The following is a 20,372-nucleotide window of genomic DNA, read 5'->3' on the forward strand; positions in this document are numbered from 1 at the left end:
GTATGTCTGGTGTGCAGAGTGTATGCATTTGTTGCTCTGATATGCCTGACGAGGAAATGCGTCAGAGACAGTCAGAGGGATGAGGCAGACGAGATTCTGACACACGGATCATGAGTGGCACTTGGAATGGCACTGTGCGGTATCACAGAACCACTCCGAAACAAGAATATGGCGTCCGGTAAGTAAGTCCAAAGCGCGTGGCCGGATGTTCCACAAAATGGAGGATATTAAAAATGGCAAAGTATCGTAAATTAAGCAGAACCTCTAGCCAGAGAAAAGCTTTATTAAGAGGTCAGGTAACAGCATTATTAAACAATGGTAAGATCGTTACCACAGAAGCAAAAGCAAAAGAGGTTCGTAAAATCGCTGAGGGAATCATTGCTTTAGCAGTAAAAGAGAAAGACAACTACGAAGAAGTTACTGTAAAAGCAAAAGTTGCCCGCAAAGATAAAGACGGTAAGAGAGTAAAAGAAGTTGTAGACGGTAAGAAAGTTACTGTATACGATGAAGTTGAGAAGACTATCAAGAAAGATAAGCCATCCCGTCTTCATGCTCGTAGAGAGATGTTAAAAGTTCTTTACACCGTAAAAGAAGTTCCGACTGAAGCTGCCGGAAGAAAGAAAAACACCAAAGAAGTTGATCTTGTTGCTAAATTATTCGATGAGATCGCTCCGAAATATGCAGACCGTAACGGTGGTTACACAAGAATCGTAAAGATCGGTCAGCGTAAAGGTGATGGCGCTTTAGAGGTATTACTTGAGTTAGTATAATCACTATCCAAAATATGAGAACGTGAAAAAAGCCAGTCCAGGCTGCAGATGATGCAGACTGGGCTGGCTTTTTTGTATGTTGTAGATAGGTTTGGATATCAAAAGGTGGTTTTCAGTCTTTTGAGTGGAAAATTGCACTAAGCCGAGGCTGTTTTGTGCCGTTGTATGAAAATAAGAAAATTTGTTTCATACGAAGTTTCTGGTCGAAGTCTGTTCATATGTGTTGAAAGATGTTATGCTAAACATGATATATAGCTGCCGTGCTAAAATGGAGGGATTGAAAATGGCAAGACCGAAAAATAAACAGGAGTTAATAGAGGCTGCAAACACAAATTATGAGAAACTGCTTTCTATGATTGAACGGAGAACAGAAGCGGAGAAAAGTGCACCGTATGATTTTCTGGATGATGAAAAGAAAAAGGAAGCACACTGGAGACGTGATAGAAATTTAAGAGACGTACTGATGCATCTGAATGAGTGGCATCTGCTGCTTTTAGAATGGGTCAAAAACCGTGAAAACGGCAGCAATAAGCCATTCCTGCTGGAAGGATATAACTGGAAAACGTATGGTGATATGAATATGGTATTCTTTCGGCGCTGTCAGAATATTTCCGAAGAAGAGGCACTCGAACGGTTTAAGGATTCACACAAAAGAGTGATGGAGGCATTAGATACGTTTTCACAGGAAGAACTTTTTACCAGGACTTATTATCCATGGGTGGGGGGAAGCTGTATTGGAAATTATTTTATCAGTAATACAAGCAGTCATTATGATTGGGCGATGAAGAAAATCAAAGCACATAAAAAGCGGGTTGGATAAGAAATGTGCCTGCATACCAATTTGAGATTTTCGCTGCCCAGTTGCAATAAATTACTTAGAGGAGACCAGCTATGAAAAAATGGTACAATGAAGAATATGAATTTGAAATAGAAGTTACAGGGTTTTTACGAGGAGATCACACAGAACATTATTGCAGAAATGGGGAAGAGGTTGGGGATCAATATACCTGCACCTATGGATGTCCGGTCAATAAAGATGGTCAGGGAATCTGCTCAAAAACAATGATGATGCTTTATCCACTCATGGAGGCGGTTAGAAGTGGCGGAGATCTTGAGAATCTTGGCGGAAGCAGCAGATATGTGAAAGATATCGTGTGTCCGGACGGATGTGTGATGTTCCGACTGACGGCAACACCGTTAGGAAATGAAAACTTCCATAAGGGTGGATTTTGGAAGGAGCAGTAGGATATGGCATCAAGTAAGGAATATTTACAATTTATTTTAGGACAGTTAGCGGAGTTGGAAGAAATCTCATACCGGGCTATGATGGGCGAATTTATTATTTATTACTGCGGTAAAATCGTTGGTGGTATCTATGATGACAGGCTGTTGGTAAAGCCGGTAAAAGCGGCACTTTCCTATCTGTGGGAAGCCTCCTACGAACTGCCGTATGAGGGAGCAAAAGAATGCTGCTGGTAGACGAGGTGGATGATAAAGAGTTTTTGCAGGGATTGTTCGTTGCGATGTATGAGGAGCTGCCGGAGGTAAAAGGGAAGAAAAAGAAATAGGAAAGTAACAAAATTGAAAAAGTGAGAAATACCGATTATGTACAGGAAAGCCAGTTTAAACTGCAGATGAAAAGCAGTTTGAACTGGCTTTCTTTTGTTAAAGAATCAAACATTTTTATTATTTAATGTTTCTAAAAAAGTAATCAGGGAATCTAACTGTTCCGGTGAAAGTTTATTTGTGGCATTGATCAATTCAACTTGTTTATCAGTAAGAAATACGGGCTGGGCACCACTCTCCATAAAAAACTGGGATAAAGAGATACCAAATGCATCGCAAATTCGCTCCAGAGAGGGGATAGAAGGTGTCATATGTCTGCGATACCAGGATGAAATTGTAGATTGAGTCATTCCGGACTCTTCTGCAAGTTGGTATTCAGACCATCCTTTTGCAGTTCTAAATTCTACAATTCGATCTAATACGTTCATTTTCTGCCTCCTTAATACTTCGTTATATCGTTTATTATAGTGTGCAATATCGTAGTAAAATAATTTTGAAATGCGTATAAAACATGTATTAATGCGTAGTATAAATATTGAAATTTTAAACGCATTATCGTATAATTAGTACGATATATAGTAGTAAATGGGGATAAATATAAATACAAATGAAAAACAATAAATGGGAAAAGAAATTACAGAAATATAAAAATAGAAAAAGAAATTTTTTGATAAAAAATGAAAAATGTAAATTTCTAAAACTGAAAAAAGTATTTCGACCGATTATCAGATCCGGTTTATTTATTCAACGAAAAATAAATGGTTTTAGTGTGGAGATAATGAATGAAAAGTCTGCTTTTCATAATAAACCAATTATTTTCGTGGTAACTCATATAGGAAAATGGGATTTTGAGATTGTAAATGAGCAGATACAGGAACAATTTTATGTAATAGCTGCAGATTATAAAAATTTAAGCAGAGGTTTGAATGGAATTATATTAAAAGCAAATGGAATCGTTTATGTGGATGAAAGAGATAAAGCAGATAAGATGAATACAAAAGAGATAATGATTCGTTTGCTCAGGTGTGGTGCTAATATTATGATTTTTCCGGAAGGGACATGGAATCTTTCGGAAAATTCGATTGTAAATGATATTGCATACGGTGCGGTCTACAGTGCAATTGAAACAGGTGCATCCATTTGCCCAATTGCTATAGAACAATATGATAAGAGATTTGTTATTAACATGGGGAAAACTATTGAAGTAACAGGTAAAAACATAAATAAGAAAAAATTGAATTGTGAATTGCGGGATATGTTAGCAACATTAAAGTGGCAGATTTGGGAACGGGAGGGGCTGAAGAAAAGATCAGATATTTCAGATGATTATTGGAAAAATTTTATAGAACAGAGAAGAAGAGAGTGGAAGGAATATAGTCTGAGAGAGCAGATTATTAATACATATATTCCAGAAGAAAAAAGGCAATATTGGCTTACTCAGATTGAATTAAAAACTAAGAACATTCCTACATGGCTAGAGATATTAAAAAACGAGGAAGGATTGGGATGGATGACAAATGATAATTTATAAGATACTGCATCCGATTTCATTGAAAATATCAAGAAAAATACATGGAAAGACTTTACATATATTAAGTGAAATACCTATGGAGAGAGACGGAGCAATTTATATGGCGAATCATTCATGTAGATGGGATGTGCCAGTTGCGGTAGATCTTTTAAAAAGTCATACCTATGTTTTGGCAGGAAAACAATCACTTCAATTTATGGACTGGCTTGGATTTGAAATAAATGGAACTGTCTGGGTTGATAGAAAAAATAGAAATAGCAGATCATTCGCGTATAAAAGAATGAAAAAGTTACTAATGAAGAAAAATAATTTACTCATTTTCCCGGAAGGAACATGGAATTTGCTGCCTTCTTCTCCAATGCTTCCTATCTATTGGGGAGGAATTACATTGGCAATGGAAACTGGAAAGCCACTTATTCCGGTTGTTATGGAATATAGGAAGGATGATGTTTATATTGCTTTCGACAAGCCTGCATATTATAGGAAAGATCAGGATAAAAAGCAAAGTGCGGATATGTTAAGAGACACAATGGCAACATTGCGTTGGAATATATGGGAATATTTCCCGATGGAAAAACGTAGTGAGATCGATCTGAAAGAGTGGGATAGGGAAAAAGAAAAGAGATTAAAAGAATATCCCAAATTAAATTACAAGTATGAGATGAGTTGTATTAGGAGAGAAGAGTAGTAGCATGTGAAATAACAGCAGGATGGTTTAGAAAGATTTATGGATACAAAGAGGGATTGGAGAAAAAGACAATATATCAAAAGTTAAATAAACAAATGGTATGGAGTTAAGGAAACAATAGACTTATGAAATACAAATATGCAATGTAAATAAAGGGGAAAAGGTGCATATGGATGAAGCTACAGAAAGCAAGCGGAAAAGTATTTTAGATAAACTTCTAAAAGTGATTACGACAGTGATTATTCCAATTCTGGATATAGTTTTAGGCGGTTATTTAATAGAGCGGGTAAACATTGTTTCTGGTAATCAGATACAGCAATATAGTCAAATAAATGAAAAAATAACACAATACGAGACGGATATCACACAAAGAATAGATAAGATCGAATCTACCATAATTAATGGAGATACCAATACAGTTGCTAATACGATTACAAATAATAATGCAGCTATTGTAAATGAATCTATGAGCGAGGAGTCGTTGTTGTTAGCTGCACAAAATGCATATGGTGCACAAAATTATCAACAGTTGGCAGAAATTTATAGCATACAAAAAATTTATAATAATAAATTAGTGCAGAATAATATGGGATATATGTATGCAAATGGACTTTATTATCCAGTAAATATAGAACAGGCAGATTTTTATTATGACAAAGCAATTGCGAATGGAGATATAAAAGCATATGAAAATAAATTGGCGCTTCATTTTCGTACAAAACAAGATGATCGAGTTGAGTTGATAAAGCAGGGATATGAAATAAATGATGAAAAAATGTTGCGATTTTTTGTAAGTCATTTTGAAGGATATGAAAATTGTGATTTAGATGTAGCAAAAAATTTGGTTATGTCTTTTATTGTGGATGTAACTGACGATGGTAAAGAGGAATTATTAGATGAATTTTATAAGTGGGAATATGAGCAAACAATTTATGTTTCAAACAGTCCAGATAATAGTGATATTGTGCGATTTATAAAAGTTGATGAGTGTAATTATGGAGAAGAAACTGTCTATACATATAAAGAATATTGTAATGAATGTGTTGGAATAGAGATGTTAGAAGAAGATTTTGAAATGATACAATGAGGGGAAAATGTATGAATACACAAAAGAAAACCGGCTATCCATCCATAGACAAGCCGTGGATGAAATACTACAGCGAGGAAGCTCTTTATGGTGAAATCCCGAAATGTACGATGTATGAGTATATATTTGATCACAACAAGTCACATTTAGATGGCATAGCCCTGCGGTATTTTACTAAAAAAATTACATACCAAAAACTTTTTGAAAATATCCGTAAAACAGCAGATGCGTTCTGGGCACAGGGAATCCGAAAAGGGGATGCTGTTACGATTATGTCACTGAATACACCGGAAACAATTTACTGCATATATGCGCTGAATTATATAGGTGCGGTTGCGAACATGGTTTATATGACGCTTTCGGAAGAGGAGATTGTAGAGACGGTAAGAAATACAGATTCTAAAATGTTTATTTTTCTGGATGTGGCAGCAGAAAAAGTCAGAAATGTTGTAGAGGATATAGAAAAAATAAGGGTGCTCGCAATTTCACCGACAGATTCTTTGGGCTTTCCGGTACAAAAATTTTCTGCTTTAAAAAGCAAAATTAATACAAAAGGATTTTGGAAGTGGAAGGATTTTCTGAAAGCCGGAGAACATCAGAAAGCACAGCAGACATCTTACCATGAGAACGAATTGTCAGTGATTGTGTATACAAGTGGAACAACCGGAACACCCAAGGGCGTAATGTTAAGTAATGACAGCCTTAATGCGGTAGCATGGCAATATGAAAAATCAGGAATGAAATTTACAAGAGGGGAAACGTTTCTTACGTTTATGCCGCCTTTTTTGTCAATTGGGTTGAGCTTAAATGTGCATCTTCCGTTGAGTCTTGGAACGACTTCTATTATGATCGTTGATCCTGAAAAATTTATAGAAGAGTATAAGAAATACAAGCCAAATCACTGTGTATCTGGACCTGTCATTATCAGAAAATTGGTTCAACGTTTAAGCGGGAATATGAGTTATTGCATCACGATGGCGGGAGGGGGAGAATCATTAAGTTTGGAAGAAGAAAATTATCTTAATGAAACGTTGCGAAATCACCATTCAGATGCAAAATATTTAACGGGATATGGAATGACCGAATTTGCAGCTACAGTAACAACGTCTATGAATCATGTGTATAAAGCAGGCACACTTGGAATTCCGCTTTGTAAGGTAAATATCAAAGTAATCAATCCAGATAATGGAGAAATGCTGAAATATAACGAAACTGGTGAATTATGTTTTTGCACACCAAGTCATATGCTGGGATATCTGGATAATGAGGAAGAAACAAAGAAGATTTGTGACAGGGATGAAGAGAATAGATTATGGGTTCATACAGGTGATTTAGGATTTGTGGATGAAGATGGATTTGTACATTTTGTGGGAAGAATCAAAAGAATATATATCACACAGGATGCAGATGGAATAGTTTATAAACTGTTCCCACAACGTATAGAAGAAACCATCACTGAATACCCAGAGGTAGATATGTGTGCAGTGGTTGTGGAGCTTGATGCACAAAATATAGCGACTGCTATTGCCTGTGTAAAGCGAACAGCAGAAAGTAAAAATAATAATAACTTTTTGACAGGTTTGCAGCAGTATTGCAAAGAAAAATTACCGGTACACCTTGTACCGAAACAAATTATTGAAATGGATGAAATACCGCTGACACAGAGTGGGAAGATTGATTATAAAACGTTGGAGAAGATGACAAGGTGAGTGGGAAGAAAACGATAAGAATATTGCAGCTTGAAGGAGCAGACAGATGAATATACAGGAGAAAATTGGCTATCCATCCATAGACAAGCCATGGCTAAAATATTACACGCAGTCAGATATACAAAACAAGGAACCAGCGTGTACGTTGTATCAGAATATTTATAGCAATAATTCAAAATATCTGAAAGATACAGCTATTTCGTATTATGGAAATAAAATTACATATGCGCAGTTGTTTAATAATGTGGATGCATGTGCAAAATCACTTGTGAAATATGGAATAAAGGAAGGGGACTGTGTCACTCTTTGTACTGCAGCCGTACCGGAAGCTATATATCTGATGATTGCCTGCAGTAAGATAGGAGCAATCGCAAATTTTATTAATCCGTTATTTACTACAGAGCAGATGGTACAGCGGATCAATGACACAAAGTCGAAAATTTTGTTTGTTATGGATGAAATGCTTTCTTATATTGTGGATGCTGTACCTCGTATCGGCATAAATAAAACAGTTGTTATGCCTGTTACGGAATCTATGCCAGAGCTGGCAAAATTAGTTGTATGTGCAGGGCAAAAAAACTGGAATAAAAAAAGAACAGATCATAAAGGATTTTATTCCTGGAAATCGTTTATAAAATATGGGAATGACTATAATGGAGAGACTGAGAGATCTTATGAAAAAAATCGTGGATGTATTATGGTGTATTCATCCGGAACTACAGGCGCTTCAAAAGGGATTTTGTTAACAAATGATGGAATCAATGCAACAATAGCTCATTATGATAACGAAGATTTCAATTATGAAAGAGGCGATACGTTTTATGCAGTTATTCCAATCTGGTTTTCTACGGGAAATGTGCTTGATATTTTAATGCCGCTTCGCATGGGAATGACAGTAATACCAGAACTGCAATTTGAAAAAGAAAGGGTGATTGATGGCATAAGAAAATATAAACCGACAATGACTCTGAATCCGACAAGTATATGGATGGCACTTGCACGATCAAAAAAATGGAAAAAGATAAACCTGAAAAAGATGAAATATCCGATTACCGGAGGCGAAGCGGTAACGCCGCAGGAAGAAAAAATAATCACTGATTTTCTAAGAAAGAGTGGGTGTAATGCACCATTGATCAAAGGATATGGAATGTGTGAGCTTGGAAGTACAGTTACGTCCACTTCACCTGAACATAATAAGGTACGATCATCTGGGTATCCGATAAAGGGTGTGACAGTTGCTGCGTTTGATACTGAGACAAATCAGGAACTATCATATGGTCAAAGAGGAGAAATCAGAGTCAATTCTCCTGCAAGAATGAAGGAATATTATAAAAATCCGGTAGAAACAAAAAAGTACTTTTACGAAGATCAGAACCATTGTATATGGGGATGTACCGGAGATATTGGGTATGTGGACGAGGATGGTTACCTTTTTGTGGAAGGGCGGGCAAGTGACAGTTTTTATAGTGAGGATGGAAAACGCATTTATCTGTTTGATATAGAGCATATTGTTTTAGAGGATGAGGCGGTCTCCCAGTGCAAAGCAGTTGCAGTACAGATCAATGGAAAATTTAAACCAATACTTCATGTTGTACTGAAAAAAAATGGAGTTACAGATACCAGAACTGTAATTCCACGGATTCATAAAAAGTTATCAGAACAGCTTTCAGAGAATGCAATTCCGGTGGCATATAAACTGCGTCAGGCACTGCCGGTTCATCCAAATGGAAAAAGAAACGTGGAGGCGTTGAAAGCAGAAGATAGCGGATTTGTTGATTCGAGGGGAAATGCCTGGAAAGTCAGATAACGATTGATGAAAATGTTAAAGGAGGCTGCAGAAAATGGATGAGAAACAAATGGGAAACACGGGCTATCCATCCATAGACAAGCCGTGGATGAAATATTATGGTGCAAACATTAATTATGATATGGAATACTGTGACGTAAAATTAGTTGATTTTATGAGAAACAGTGCCAAAAAACATTTAAAGGAAACTGCTATCATTTATTTTGGAAATAAAATATCTTATGAAAAATTATTGTCTAATATTACTCGGGTAGCATCGGCATTTGCAGCATTAGGAGTAAAAAATAATGATAGTGTTGCGTTGATGCTTCCAAATTTACCGGAAACAATATATGCGGAGTATGCCTTAAATGATTTGGGAGCATGCTTTGTTCCGATTGATCCGAGAACTGGAGCAGAGAGAATAAAGTAGTATATAACGGAAAGAAATTGCAAGGTGTTGGTTACCATAGATTTGGCAATCCCAAAGATAGATAAAATTATAGGTGATATTTCAGTAGAGAAAGTAATTTATGTATCTGGGACAGAATCATTACCTTATACATTAAGAATGGGAGTGGAAATAACAAATATATTCAGAAATATAAGGAATGGGAAAAATAATTATATATCTTGGCTGAAAATGCTTAAGAGTGGAAACAAATATGATTATATACAAAAACTAAGACGGTAAATCCTTGAAAAGGTGAATTTTAATAATCACGTTATGTAAAAGAGCATGCCATCAGGCATGCTCCTCCTGTTCTTTCGCTAACGGCAGTGTAAAGATAAATTCCGTACCAACACCCTCGGTACTGATACAGTTGATGTTTTCTCCGTGAGCCTGGATGATTTCTTTGACAATGGAAAGACCAAGACCGGTTCCTTTCTTGTCTTTCCCACGGGAAAGATCGGTTTTATAGAAACGCTCCCAGATTTTCTTGATACTGTCTTTTGGAATACCAATTCCGGTGTCTTTGACTGATACAAAGACCTTTTCATTTTTTTCGGTCGTCTCGATCGTGATCGATGAATTTGCATGGCTGAATTTGAGTGCATTGTCGATCAGGTTATAAAGCACCTGCTGAATTTTGCTGAAATCAGCAGAGACAAACAGTGTCTCACCGCTTAAGATCAGGTTAAAACGGATATGTTTTTCCATACAGGTTCCCTCAAAGGTCTGTACGGTCATGCGGATTGTGTGATTGATATCAAAACTGGTGATGTCTAACATAACACCGTGTGAGCCGAATTTGTTTAATTCCAGAAGGCTTTTTGTCAGTTTGTTCAAACGTTCTGTCTCAAAAAGGATGATGTTTAAATATTTATCCTGCATTTCAACCGGGATTGTTCCGTCAAGCATTGCTTCTACGTAGCCTTTGATCGAGGTCAGCGGAGAGCGGAAGTCATGTGAGACATTGGAGACAAATTTTCGCTGATCCTCCTCAAGCGTGTTTAATTCATTTGCCATATAGTTGAGCGAGGCAGCAAGATAACCGATCTCATCATTGGAGTGGACATCGATCTTTGCCTCAAAATTTCCGGCGGCATATTCATTGGCGCCTTTGGCAATTTTGCGGATCGGGATATAGACGATCCAGGTAAAGAGTGCTAAAACAACAAATGCTGCCAGAAATAAAAGTGCAAACGTCTGATAGGAAAGATTGGTCAGCAGGTTGGATAAATTGACGATGGAGCTGACCGGTTTATGTATGATCACATAGCCGCGTACTTTGTAATTTACAGTGATCGGTGAAAACACACTTAATGTTTCTGAGTCAAAATGACCGTAAAAGTTTCCGGTGCGGTAATATTTATTTCCAAAATCAGTCACGTCAAAATCAGGAATTACTTCCGGCTCTGCATTTTCCACTGGAGAAGTAGCAGAAGCTGTGTTTAAAAGGATCTGTCCCTGCTTATCGATGATCCAGATTTCGCTGGAAAGGTAAGTGCTTAGGGTGGAGAGCTGTGTTTTCATTTCCTCTAAGGTTGTGGAACGCTTAAAATAGTTTTCCGCATAGTTAGAGGAAATCAGCGCAGACTCCCGATAGAGCGTCGAGGCATCCCGGCGCTCTAAGAAGTTAAAAGTAATATGGTAACCAAAGGTTGAAATAATAATAAAACAGATCAGTCCATAGATCAGATAGCCGCCGAGCAGCTTCGGGTAGAGTGTTCGTTTCATATATTTTTAACCTCGAACTTATAACCGATTCCCCAGACAGTCGAGAGACTCCAGCTGTCATTGTCCTTTATTTTCTCACGGAGGCGTTTTACATGGACATCCACGGTGCGGGTGTCGCCGATGTATTCATAGCCCCAGATATGGTCGAGAAGCTGTTCTCTGGTAAATACCTGATTTGGCGAGGATGCAAGGAAATATAAAAGCTCTAATTCCTTTGGCGGCATGTCGATCGGATTGTCCTTATAAATAACAGAGTAGTTGGATAAGTTGACGATCAGATCCGGGTATTTTACGCATTTTAATTCAGGAGCAGGTTCTTCAATTTTGACCGGCTGGTAACGGCGCAAAACGGCTTTGACGCGGGCAACAAGTTCTTTGGAATCGAACGGCTTCATGATATAATCATCTGCTCCAAGTTCAAGACCGAGTACTTTATCAAAAATCTCGCCTTTTGCAGAGAGCATGATGATCGGCACGTTTGCTTTTGCACGGACTTCGCGGCATACCTGATAGCCGTCGATGCCCGGAAGCATCAGATCAAGAAGGATCAGGTTCGGATTGTACTGTTCGAATGCTTTTAAGGCTTCTTCACCGTCATTTACAATTTTTGTATCAAAACACTCTTTCGTAAGATAAAGAGAGATCAGTTCTGCAATATTATTATCGTCATCGACGATCAGTATTTTTTGTTTTGCTGCCATAAAATTACCTCCTGTTAGTTGTTATTCTGTTTGTAAATCAGACGAAATGGTATTGCTTCGGCAGTGCTTTGTGCATGGGATCAGATAAAATCTGTCTTACTGAAATTACTTTTTGTCTGAAATCAGTCTTTGAATTCGGCAATCGTTACGCCGGCATCACCTTCGCCATACTCTCCGAGGTGGAATGATTTCACATATTTTAAACGTTTTAAATGTGCCTGTACGGCGTTGCGCAGTGCACCGGTTCCTTTTCCGTGGACGATACGCACGGACGGAATGTGTGCAAGGTAGGCATCATCCAAGTATTTATCTAAAAGAGCGATCGCTTCGTCTGTGGTCTTGCCGATCAGGTTGATCTCTGTGGAGACGGAGGCAGACTTGCTCATTTTGATCTTGCCGGCACTGGTACGACCGTATTTTTTGCTGGTCGGGGAAGTTTCTTCCTCTAACAGGATCAGGTCATTGATGTTGACAAGAGAACGTAAAATACCCATCTGTACATAAAGGTCACCCTTTGCGTTTGGCAGGGAGTGAACGGTTCCGTTTAGATTCATGCTGATGACTTTCACGCGGTCACCAATGCGGAGTTTTTTGGGAACTTTATGGTTTGGCGCAGCATTTTTTTTCTGATCAGACATTTTTTTCTGTGCGTTGTTCATCTTATCGCGCAGTCTGGTACGCTCTTTTTCCATTTCGCTGACCGGGGCATGTGCGGTGCCGTATTTATTGAAATTACGGATCGTTTCATCGGCAAGGTCTTTGGCCTCTTTGATGATATTGTAAGCCTGCTCGTTTGCCTCGCGCAGGATCTTGTCACGGCTTGCGTCTAAACGTTCCTGTTTCTGTTCAAGCTGTTCTTTTAATTTCTGGATTTCTTCTTTATACTGGTTGATCTCAAGCTGTTCTTTTTCAATCGTGATGCGGCTCTTTTCAAGATCTGCTAAAAGATCCTCGAAATTCATATCATTTTCGCTGATCCGTCCTTTGGCATCCTCGATGATATCCCCACCCAGACCAAGTTTGGTGGAAATCGCAAACGCATTACTTTTTCCGGGAATACCGATCAACAGGCGGTAAGTCGGACTTAATGATTCAACGTCAAATTCACAGCAGGCATTTTCCACACCGGAAGTCTGCAAGGCAAATACTTTTAATTCACTGTAGTGTGTGGTTGCCATGACACGTGCACCGTATAGTTTTAATTTTGACAAAATAGAAATTGCAAGTGCTGCACCTTCCGTTGGATCGGTTCCGGCACAAAGCTCATCGAAAAGCACGAGGGAACGGTCATTTACCTGACTTAAAATGCGTGTGATATTTGTCATATGGGAGGAGAAAGTACTTAAAGACTGTTCAATACTCTGCTCATCTCCGATATCAGCAAACACTTCCTCAAAGATTCCGAGTTCCGAACGCTCGGAAGCCGGAATATGAAGTCCTGCCTGCCCCATCAATGTCAGAAGACCGACTGTTTTTAAGGAGACGGTTTTACCACCGGTGTTTGGTCCGGTAATGATCAGAAGCGTAAAATCTTCTCCGAGACGTACATCGATCGGTACAACTTTTTTGGCGTCGAGCAGCGGATGACGCCCTTTTTTGATGTTGATACGTCCGTCGGTATTGAAAGTCGGAGCAACACCGTTGTAAGTCTGAGCGAAAGCTGCTTTTGCAAAAATAAAATCAAGTTCGGTGAGTATATTGTAGTCAGTATGAAGCTGCATGGAGTATCCTGCCGTTAAGTTGCTTAAGTTGGCGAGAATGACTTCAATTTCTTCTTTTTCTTTCATAAGAAGAGCTTTATATTCGTTGTTTAAGTTTACAACAGCGAGCGGTTCGATAAAGAGTGTGGAACCGGAAGATGACTGGTCGTGCACCATACCCGGAACCTGTGATTTTGCTTCGGCTTTGACCGGCAGACAATAGCGGCCGTCACGCATCGTAATGACGGCATCCTGCAAATAACTGCGTGTAGTTGTATTGTTGATCATCGAGTTCATCTGTGCACGGATCTTATCGTTCATACCACGCATGGATTTACGGATGGAACGGAGTGTGCTGCTGGCATCGTCTGCGATTTCGTCCTCCGATAAGATGCAGCGGCGGATCTCGTCACATAATGGTGTGAGTGGTTCGATCTGGTCAAAAAATCCGGTCAGGGAATCAACCGGAAGTTCGTCTGTCTCATCTGCTGAAACAGGGCGGTCCGGTCCGGTATGTCCGATGCTGGCGCGGGAAAATGCTTTTGCACGTTTGGCTGCCTCAAGGAGAGAGCAGACGCGCAAAAGCTCCGTGATGCTTAAGGCTGCACCGATCTCTAAACGTTTAAGGGAGTCACGGATATCATGGACACCGGAAAAAGAGATGCGGCCGCCTTTAAAGAGACGGTTTAGCGCATCTTTGGTCTGTAACTGTAAAAGATTGATCTCATTGATGTCTGTGCCCGGTGTGAGGGAGAGACAACGTTTCTTTGCATCCTCACTTGAGGCGTGCTCCGCTAAGCGGGCAATGATTTTATTATATTCTAATGTTTTTAAAACTTTTTCATTCATAAGATTTATAATTCCTTGTGGTTGAAAATTTAGTTTGCAGTGGCAGTATGCTGACGGATATGTGTGTTCGACTTTAGTCCGCAGTGCCAGCCCGAAAAATCAGAGATTTTCCGGGCTGACGGGCATTCGCCCTATCAAATGAGAAAAAAACAAAAAAGAGCCTGCAAGCAGTCTTTTTTTATTTTTCCCTCATTTGGCACTGCTCATTGCTTATTCACATTATATCCCATTAATTGGGGGAAGGAAAGCCGGAAATGCAAAAATAGTGTTGCAAGCGTATGTGATTCAAACTATAATAAATAAGGTGCGGTTTTCATTTTTGTTAAGGAAGGGAAAATCATGCAGGAGAAAGAGAAGGGTGGCTTTTCTTTTATTAATGAGCAGATCAAGGAGAAGCCGTTGAATAAAAAACGTCTTATAAAAAAAGCATTGTTTACCGTAGTGCTTGCCGTTATTTTTGGTACGGTGGCAGCACTGGTGTTTAGTTTATTGCAGCCGGAGTTTTCAAACTGGTTTTACCCGGAGGAGAAGCCTGTCGTTACGATTCCGAAGGATGATGTGACAGAAACGGAAGAAAGCGGACAGGACGATACGCAGGAATCGACAGAGCAAAAGGACACAGAGAATAACGGACAGCAGGGAGAAAATAAAGAGCCGGAAAACGGGCAGCAGGAGACAGAAGAAGCGGGAAACAGTCAGCAGGAGCAGACGGATGAACCGGAAACGGAACATAACACTGGGGATGTTCCAAACAATGAAATGCAGGAACTTGAACTTGCCGATTTTCAGAAACTTCAGAATAAATTGTATGCGGTTGGAAAAGAAGCAAACAAGTTTATCGTGACGGTAACCGGTGTGAAGAGCGATACCGACTGGTTTAATAACCCATATGAGAGTAAGGGGCAGGCTTCCGGTATCATTGTAGCGGAAAATGGCAGGGAACTGCTGGTTTTAACAGAACGCAAGGCGATTGCGGATGCACAGGAAATCTATGTCACATTTATTAATGATGCTGTCGTGAAAGCTGAAATGAAAAAATACGATGGCAATACAGGGATAGCTGTGTTAAGCGTAAAGGCGTCAGAACTTACCGAAAGTACAAAGAATGCGATCGCAGTTGCAGTTCTTGGAAATTCACTGACTGTTACGCAGGGAACGATCGCGATCGCGATCGGAAGTCCGCTTGGAACCAATTATTCAATCCTGACTGGAAATATTACATCCACCACGAACAGTATTTCTACGATAGATCATAATTACAGTGTGTTTACGACAGATATTGTAGGAAGCAGCAACGGAAGCGGAGCACTTGTCAATGTAGATGGCGAGATCATTGGAATCGTGATGCAGGGATACAGCAGTGCGGGGGATGAAAATACGCTGACAGCGATCTCTATTTCCGAGTTAAAAGCATTGATTGAGATGCTGTCAAACGGACAGGATATCCCTTACTTTGGACTTGAAGTGACAACGGTTACAGCAGCGATCGAACGTGAATATGAGATACCGAAAGGTGCATATATCAAGGATGTATGTATGGATTCACCGGCAATGGCTGCCGGACTTCAGAGCGGGGATGTCATTACGGAGATTGACGGGGATGAGATTCTTACGGCAGAAAATTATGAGAAAAAACTGCTTTCGTTAAAGCCGGAAGATACGGTGGAAGTGAAGATTGAGCGGCAGGGACCGGAAGGTTATACGGAAATCACCTGCACGGTAGAAGTCAGTGTACTGCCATAGAGATGTGAACCAGATACAGGCATGTATTTTAGAAGCAGAAATGCGGATGCGGCCATGCATGTCAGAAACAGAAATGTGGACACCGGTATGCGTTTTAGAAGCAGAAATGCGGATGCAGTCATGCATGTCAGAAACAGAAATGTGGACACTGGTATGCGTTTTAGAAGCAGAAATGCGGATACAGGCATAATAATTTTAGAAAATAAAAGAGGGAATAAGGAGTAGTATGAAGTATATTGAGAGCCTCAGAGAGGGCGAGCGAATTAATGAAATCTATCTATGTAAAGTAAAACAGTCTGCGCTGACAAAGGCAGGAAAACCTTATGATACATTGATCTTACAGGACAAAACGGGCACACTGGATGCGAAGATCTGGGAGCCTGGTTCTGTTGGAATCGACGAGTTCGATTCACTGGATTACATAGCCGTAATGGGTGATATCACCAGCTTTCAGGGCAATTTACAGCTGAATGTAAAGCGTGTCCGCAAGGTGCAGGAAGGGGAGTATGATCCAAAAGATTACCTTCCGGTCAGCGATAAGGATATCGACCAGATGTATGAGGAGTTAAAAGGTCTGATTGCGAGCATCAAAGAAGTGCATTTAAAGAAGCTGTTAGAGAGCTTTTTTGTGGAAGATGCAGATTTTGAAAAACGCTTTAAATTCCACTCTGCTGCAAAGACTGTGCACCACGGATTTGTCGGTGGTCTGCTTGAGCACAGCTTAAGTGTGGCAAAGCACTGTGATTATTTTGCAGGCTGTTATCCGATGTTAAACCGCGATCTTTTGATCACGGCAGCTATTTTCCATGATATCGGAAAATTAGAGGAGCTTTCCACATTCCCGGAAAATGATTACACGGATGACGGTCAGCTTTTAGGACATATTATTATCGGAACCGAGATGGTCGGTGACAGGATCCGCACGATCCCGGATTTTCCAAAGGGACTGGCAAGCGAGTTAAAGCACTGTATTTTAGCACATCACGGCGAGTTAGAGTTTGGTTCACCGAAAAAACCGGCGCTGCCGGAGGCATTAGCACTCAGTTTTGCGGATAATATCGATGCAAAGATGGAGACGGTGCGCGAAATCTTTAACAACGTGCCGGAAAATAATCAGGAATGGCAGGGGTACAACCGTCTGCTTGAGAGCAATATCAGACGCTCCGGGAAATTATAATTATGCAGAAAAATGATATCATAGAACTGAAAATCGAAGATATGGGCGTGGACGGCGAAGGAATCGGAAAATACGATGGCATGACCTTTTTCGTTAAAGATGCGGTGCTTGGAGATGAGATCGAAGCCCGCATCACAAAGATGAAGAAAAATTATGGTTATGCGAGAGTGGAGCAGATTTTATCGCCGTCTAAATTTCGTGTGACACCACAGTGTGAACTTCACAGGAGATGCGGCGGATGTCAGATACAGGCGTTGGATTATGAAAAGCAGCTGGAATTTAAGCAGAACAAAGTGCGCGGAAATCTGATTCGTATTGGTGGTTTTGCGCCGGAATTGATCGACCGAATCATGCTTCCTGTCGTGGGGATGAAAGAACCATACCGCTACCGGAACAAGGCACAGTTTCCGATCGGTGCGGATAAAGATGGGAATCCGGTTGCCGGTTTTTATGCAGCGCGTACCCACAGTATTATCCCGGTCAATGACTGTAAACTGGGTGTGGAGGAAAATCAGATTATTTTAAATGAAGTCCTTTCTTATATGAAAGAATGTCATGTGGCATCTTACGATGAAAATACAGGTAAGGGGCTGGTTCGTCATGTCCTGATCCGCTATGGGTTTTCCACAAAAGAGCTTATGGTCTGTGTGATTATCAATGGAAATAGTCTTCCTAAAGTGGAAAAACTGATCGACAGATTGACAGCCATCGAGGGAATGAAGAGCATTTCCATCAATCAGAATACGAAGAAAACAAATGTGATCCTCGGGGATGTGACGAAATGTATCTGGGGCGATCCATACATTACCGATATGATCCATCTACGCGATACGAAGGATTTTTCACTGACTGATACAGCGGTCGCATACCATATTTCACCGCAGTCATTTTATCAGGTCAATCCTGTCCAGACGGAAAAACTCTACAGCCTTGCGCTCGACTATGCGGGACTGACCGGAAAAGAGACCGTGTGGGATCTATATTGCGGCATCGGCACGATTTCACTTTTTCTTGCACAGAAAGCGGGAAAAGTTTATGGGGTGGAGGTCGTCCCACAGGCAATCGAGGATGCGAAGAATAATGCGGCGCTCAACGGTATCAATAATGCTGAGTTTTTTGTAGGAAAAGCAGAGGAAGTGCTGCCGGCATTTTATGAAAAAAAGAAAGACACAGATGCAGATATGCTGCACCCGGATGTGATCGTGGTCGATCCGCCGCGGAAGGGGTGCGATGGTGTATGTCTTGAGACGATGCTTAAGATGCAGCCGGAGCGGATCGTGTATGTAAGCTGTGATTCGGCGACGTTAGCGAGGGATCTTAAGATGCTTTGTGAGGGCGGATATGAGCTTTGCAAGGTAAGGGCGGTGGATCAGTTTGGGAATACAACACATGTGGAGACTGTTGTTTTACTTTCCAAGGGCGCTAAAGATCCGGTGGATCTTTGCTCAGCGCGGACCGAAGTGGAACGGAGAATGGTCGACAGCAGAAAAGTGAAGGTGGACTTCTCTCTGGAGGATATGGATTTATCTGAATTCAAAGGAAAAGCGACATATGAGCAGATAAAGGCATATGTACTGGAGCAGACAGGACTTAAGGTTTCATCACTGTATATCGCACAGATTAAGAAGAAGTGTAGATTGGATGTCGGCGAGAATTTCAATCTGGCTAAATCAGAGAATACGAGACAGCCACAGTGTACACCGGAGAAGGAAGATGCAATTATGCAGGCGTTTAGGCATTTTGGCATCTTATAGATTGTGGATAAGCAGCATCATGTGTTAAAAATATAGTAAAGTATGGGGAAAAGGACATTCCGGAACTGTAGATTTTACAGGTAAGGGGATGTCCTTTTTACTGATATGGAAGTGTTCAAGGGACAAGGTAATGATACTGAAGTATTAAGACTGATAGGAATGATATCTATCTTATCTATTGTTACTTGTTCTGGTTTCTCCATTCCCGCGGAGAAACACCATAAATATTTTTAAATGCACGGGAAAAATGAAGCTGATTTTCGTATCCGACAGCGGAACTGATGTCCGCAATAGATAAGGATGTCAGCTTTAACAATTCGGTAGCCTTTACCATGCGGTAGTTCATAAGAAATTCCTGCGGAGAGCGGCCAATTGAGTTGCGGAAGATTTTCCCCAAATAACTTCGGTTGATGCCACATACTGTAGCGATATCTTCGATCGAGATATTATTCTGAAAATTCTGTTCAATATAATTGATTGCTTCTTTTATATAATAATCACTCATGCGCCCACTGGAAACCAGCTTAGTAGATTTTGCTGACTGCAGCAGATAATCCATAAATAAATACAGATGGCCAATGAGATGAAAAGAAGATTCATGAGAATGATTTACAATATAAAGCATTTCATCAGCAAGTTTTTCACGCAATTCTTTGGAGTGTGAATGATAAATGGGCGCATCTTTACACAAATCTGTGACACTTAAAGCTTCTTTTATACGCAAGCCATCAAATTCAATCCACATATATTCCCAGGGAAGCTGTTTATCGGCAATGTAGGTGTTGATCTGACCGGGAAAAATAATAAATCCCTGCCCGCTTTTTATGGAATAGGTCTGTGTTTCACCTTTTGCATTGTCAGCCATAAGGGTTCCGGTTCCGGAAAGAATATAGTGAAACAGGTAGTGGTTGCGTGTTGCAGGCCCGAATGAATGGCCGGGATCACACTGTTCATATCCAAACTGATACATACACAGATCAATAAAATTTTCATTCGGAAAAATATTAAATAATATATTGCCCATAAAATACTCCTTATATACCAAAATGCTATATCAATGTCTATTATAACATAAAATATCGCATTTTGATATAAAATTAAAAAAATGATGATATTTGAGGACTCATAA

At 40.0% G+C, this 20,372-nt stretch carries 18 protein-coding genes and 1 pseudogene; 14 read left to right on the top strand and 5 right to left on the bottom strand.

Annotated features, from left to right (window positions below):
- The first annotated feature begins 233 nt into the window (after positions 1-233).
- The 4 genes and pseudogenes from DW650_RS13435 to DW650_RS13450 all read left to right on the top strand — a co-directional run bounded on the left by DW650_RS13435 (position 234) and on the right by DW650_RS13450 (position 2,338).
- Positions 234-770, top strand: a complete 537-nt coding sequence (locus DW650_RS13435; RefSeq protein ID WP_006857842.1) for a bL17 family ribosomal protein — start codon at positions 234-236, stop codon at positions 768-770.
- Positions 771-1,053: 283 nt separating this feature from the next.
- Complete coding sequence (locus DW650_RS13440) at positions 1,054-1,590, top strand: ClbS/DfsB family four-helix bundle protein (protein ID WP_118210188.1); 537 nt, start codon at positions 1,054-1,056, stop codon at positions 1,588-1,590.
- Between the two features lie 71 nt (positions 1,591-1,661).
- Positions 1,662-2,015 (top strand): TIGR04076 family protein, encoded by a 354-nt coding sequence (locus DW650_RS13445; protein ID WP_118210189.1) that lies wholly within the window; start codon positions 1,662-1,664, stop codon positions 2,013-2,015.
- Positions 2,016-2,018: 3 nt separating this feature from the next.
- Positions 2,019-2,338, top strand: a pseudogene (locus DW650_RS13450) (TfoX/Sxy family protein).
- A gap of 105 nt (positions 2,339-2,443) precedes the next feature.
- On the opposite strand, the gene DW650_RS13455 reads toward DW650_RS13450, so the two are convergent.
- Entirely contained in the window at positions 2,444-2,764 is a 321-nt protein-coding gene (locus DW650_RS13455; protein WP_118210190.1) for a helix-turn-helix domain-containing protein, read from the bottom strand.
- A 179-nt stretch (positions 2,765-2,943) separates the two neighbouring features.
- On the opposite strand from DW650_RS13455, the gene DW650_RS13460 reads away from it, so the two are divergent.
- From DW650_RS13460 to DW650_RS13485, 6 genes are all read left to right on the top strand, one after another.
- On the top strand, positions 2,944-3,867 hold the full coding sequence (locus DW650_RS13460) for a lysophospholipid acyltransferase family protein (RefSeq protein ID WP_118210191.1): 924 nt from the start codon (positions 2,944-2,946) through the stop codon (positions 3,865-3,867).
- Positions 3,854-4,555, top strand: a complete 702-nt coding sequence (locus DW650_RS13465) for a lysophospholipid acyltransferase family protein (protein WP_118210192.1) — start codon at positions 3,854-3,856, stop codon at positions 4,553-4,555. The genes DW650_RS13460 and DW650_RS13465 overlap by 14 nt, the downstream gene beginning before the upstream one ends.
- Before the next feature lie 169 nt (positions 4,556-4,724).
- Complete coding sequence (locus DW650_RS13470) at positions 4,725-5,642, top strand: sel1 repeat family protein (protein ID WP_118210193.1); 918 nt, start codon at positions 4,725-4,727, stop codon at positions 5,640-5,642.
- An 11-nt stretch (positions 5,643-5,653) separates the two neighbouring features.
- Positions 5,654-7,351 carry a class I adenylate-forming enzyme family protein gene (locus DW650_RS13475; protein WP_118210194.1) on the top strand — a complete coding sequence of 566 codons (1,698 nt, stop codon included), beginning with the start codon at positions 5,654-5,656 and terminating at the stop codon, positions 7,349-7,351.
- Between the two features lie 46 nt (positions 7,352-7,397).
- Positions 7,398-9,158 carry a class I adenylate-forming enzyme family protein gene (locus DW650_RS13480; protein WP_118210195.1) on the top strand — a complete coding sequence of 587 codons (1,761 nt, stop codon included), beginning with the start codon at positions 7,398-7,400 and terminating at the stop codon, positions 9,156-9,158.
- A 34-nt stretch (positions 9,159-9,192) separates the two neighbouring features.
- Positions 9,193-9,570, top strand: coding sequence for an AMP-binding protein (locus DW650_RS13485; RefSeq protein ID WP_118210196.1), 378 nt, complete (start codon positions 9,193-9,195; stop codon positions 9,568-9,570).
- A 312-nt stretch (positions 9,571-9,882) separates the two neighbouring features.
- Here DW650_RS13485 and DW650_RS13495 read toward each other — a convergent pair whose 3' ends face one another.
- The 3 genes from DW650_RS13495 to DW650_RS13505 form a co-directional block, all read right to left on the bottom strand.
- Entirely contained in the window at positions 9,883-11,319 is a 1,437-nt protein-coding gene (locus tag DW650_RS13495; RefSeq protein WP_118210198.1) for a sensor histidine kinase, read from the bottom strand.
- Positions 11,316-12,020 (bottom strand): response regulator transcription factor, encoded by a 705-nt coding sequence (locus tag DW650_RS13500; protein WP_117920745.1) that lies wholly within the window; start codon positions 12,018-12,020, stop codon positions 11,316-11,318. Before DW650_RS13500 ends, DW650_RS13495 begins: the two co-directional genes overlap by 4 nt.
- Positions 12,021-12,142: 122 nt before the next feature.
- Positions 12,143-14,569 carry an endonuclease MutS2 gene (locus DW650_RS13505; protein WP_118210199.1) on the bottom strand — a complete coding sequence of 809 codons (2,427 nt, stop codon included), beginning with the start codon at positions 14,567-14,569 and terminating at the stop codon, positions 12,143-12,145.
- Between the two features lie 339 nt (positions 14,570-14,908).
- Here DW650_RS13505 and DW650_RS13515 point away from each other — a divergent pair, with 339 nt between their 5' ends.
- Genes DW650_RS13515 through rlmD form a run of 4 tightly spaced genes read left to right on the top strand, consistent with a single transcriptional unit; the run spans position 14,909 to position 19,243 of the window.
- Positions 14,909-16,312 (top strand): S1C family serine protease, encoded by a 1,404-nt coding sequence (locus DW650_RS13515; RefSeq protein ID WP_243102962.1) that lies wholly within the window; start codon positions 14,909-14,911, stop codon positions 16,310-16,312.
- A gap of 58 nt (positions 16,313-16,370) precedes the next feature.
- Entirely contained in the window at positions 16,371-16,502 is a 132-nt protein-coding gene (locus DW650_RS20330; protein ID WP_279216830.1) for a hypothetical protein, read from the top strand.
- Between the two features lie 36 nt (positions 16,503-16,538).
- Positions 16,539-17,489 (top strand): 3'-5' exoribonuclease YhaM family protein, encoded by a 951-nt coding sequence (locus DW650_RS13525; RefSeq protein ID WP_015560103.1) that lies wholly within the window; start codon positions 16,539-16,541, stop codon positions 17,487-17,489.
- A 2-nt stretch (positions 17,490-17,491) separates the two neighbouring features.
- A complete protein-coding gene (gene rlmD, locus DW650_RS13530) occupies positions 17,492-19,243 on the top strand; it encodes a 23S rRNA (uracil(1939)-C(5))-methyltransferase RlmD (protein WP_118210201.1) in 1,752 nt (583 codons plus the stop codon).
- Between the two features lie 181 nt (positions 19,244-19,424).
- On the opposite strand, the gene DW650_RS13535 is transcribed toward rlmD, so the two are convergent.
- Positions 19,425-20,267: an AraC family transcriptional regulator gene (locus tag DW650_RS13535; protein ID WP_118210202.1), complete on the bottom strand. Its 843-nt coding sequence runs from the start codon at positions 20,265-20,267 to the stop codon at positions 19,425-19,427.
- Positions 20,268-20,372: the final 105 nt, after the last annotated feature.

Origin of the sequence: Roseburia sp. AM23-20 (assembly GCF_003470905.1) — a bacterium.
GTDB lineage: Bacteria > Bacillota > Clostridia > Lachnospirales > Lachnospiraceae > Roseburia > Roseburia rectibacter.

What these genes read in the sequence shown, in the direction of transcription:
- DW650_RS20330 (WP_279216830.1), top strand. Translation starts at nt 16,371, where the DNA reads ATGTCAGAAACAGAAATGTGGACACCGGTATGCGTTTTAGAAGCAGAA.
- DW650_RS13480 (WP_118210195.1), top strand. Translation starts at nt 7,398, where the DNA reads ATGAATATACAGGAGAAAATTGGCTATCCATCCATAGACAAGCCATGG.
- DW650_RS13470 (WP_118210193.1), top strand. Translation starts at nt 4,725, where the DNA reads ATGGATGAAGCTACAGAAAGCAAGCGGAAAAGTATTTTAGATAAACTT.
- DW650_RS13525 (WP_015560103.1), top strand. Translation starts at nt 16,539, where the DNA reads ATGAAGTATATTGAGAGCCTCAGAGAGGGCGAGCGAATTAATGAAATC.
- DW650_RS13445 (WP_118210189.1), top strand. Translation starts at nt 1,662, where the DNA reads ATGAAAAAATGGTACAATGAAGAATATGAATTTGAAATAGAAGTTACA.
- rlmD (WP_118210201.1), top strand. Translation starts at nt 17,492, where the DNA reads ATGCAGAAAAATGATATCATAGAACTGAAAATCGAAGATATGGGCGTG.
- DW650_RS13440 (WP_118210188.1), top strand. Translation starts at nt 1,054, where the DNA reads ATGGCAAGACCGAAAAATAAACAGGAGTTAATAGAGGCTGCAAACACA.
- DW650_RS13455 (WP_118210190.1), bottom strand. Translation starts at nt 2,764, where the DNA reads ATGAACGTATTAGATCGAATTGTAGAATTTAGAACTGCAAAAGGATGG.
- DW650_RS13465 (WP_118210192.1), top strand. Translation starts at nt 3,854, where the DNA reads ATGATAATTTATAAGATACTGCATCCGATTTCATTGAAAATATCAAGA.
- DW650_RS13460 (WP_118210191.1), top strand. Translation starts at nt 2,944, where the DNA reads ATGAAAAACAATAAATGGGAAAAGAAATTACAGAAATATAAAAATAGA.
- DW650_RS13500 (WP_117920745.1), bottom strand. Translation starts at nt 12,020, where the DNA reads ATGGCAGCAAAACAAAAAATACTGATCGTCGATGACGATAATAATATT.
- DW650_RS13495 (WP_118210198.1), bottom strand. Translation starts at nt 11,319, where the DNA reads ATGAAACGAACACTCTACCCGAAGCTGCTCGGCGGCTATCTGATCTAT.
- DW650_RS13515 (WP_243102962.1), top strand. Translation starts at nt 14,909, where the DNA reads ATGCAGGAGAAAGAGAAGGGTGGCTTTTCTTTTATTAATGAGCAGATC.
- DW650_RS13435 (WP_006857842.1), top strand. Translation starts at nt 234, where the DNA reads ATGGCAAAGTATCGTAAATTAAGCAGAACCTCTAGCCAGAGAAAAGCT.
- DW650_RS13475 (WP_118210194.1), top strand. Translation starts at nt 5,654, where the DNA reads ATGAATACACAAAAGAAAACCGGCTATCCATCCATAGACAAGCCGTGG.
- DW650_RS13505 (WP_118210199.1), bottom strand. Translation starts at nt 14,569, where the DNA reads ATGAATGAAAAAGTTTTAAAAACATTAGAATATAATAAAATCATTGCC.
- DW650_RS13535 (WP_118210202.1), bottom strand. Translation starts at nt 20,267, where the DNA reads ATGGGCAATATATTATTTAATATTTTTCCGAATGAAAATTTTATTGAT.
- DW650_RS13485 (WP_118210196.1), top strand. Translation starts at nt 9,193, where the DNA reads ATGGATGAGAAACAAATGGGAAACACGGGCTATCCATCCATAGACAAG.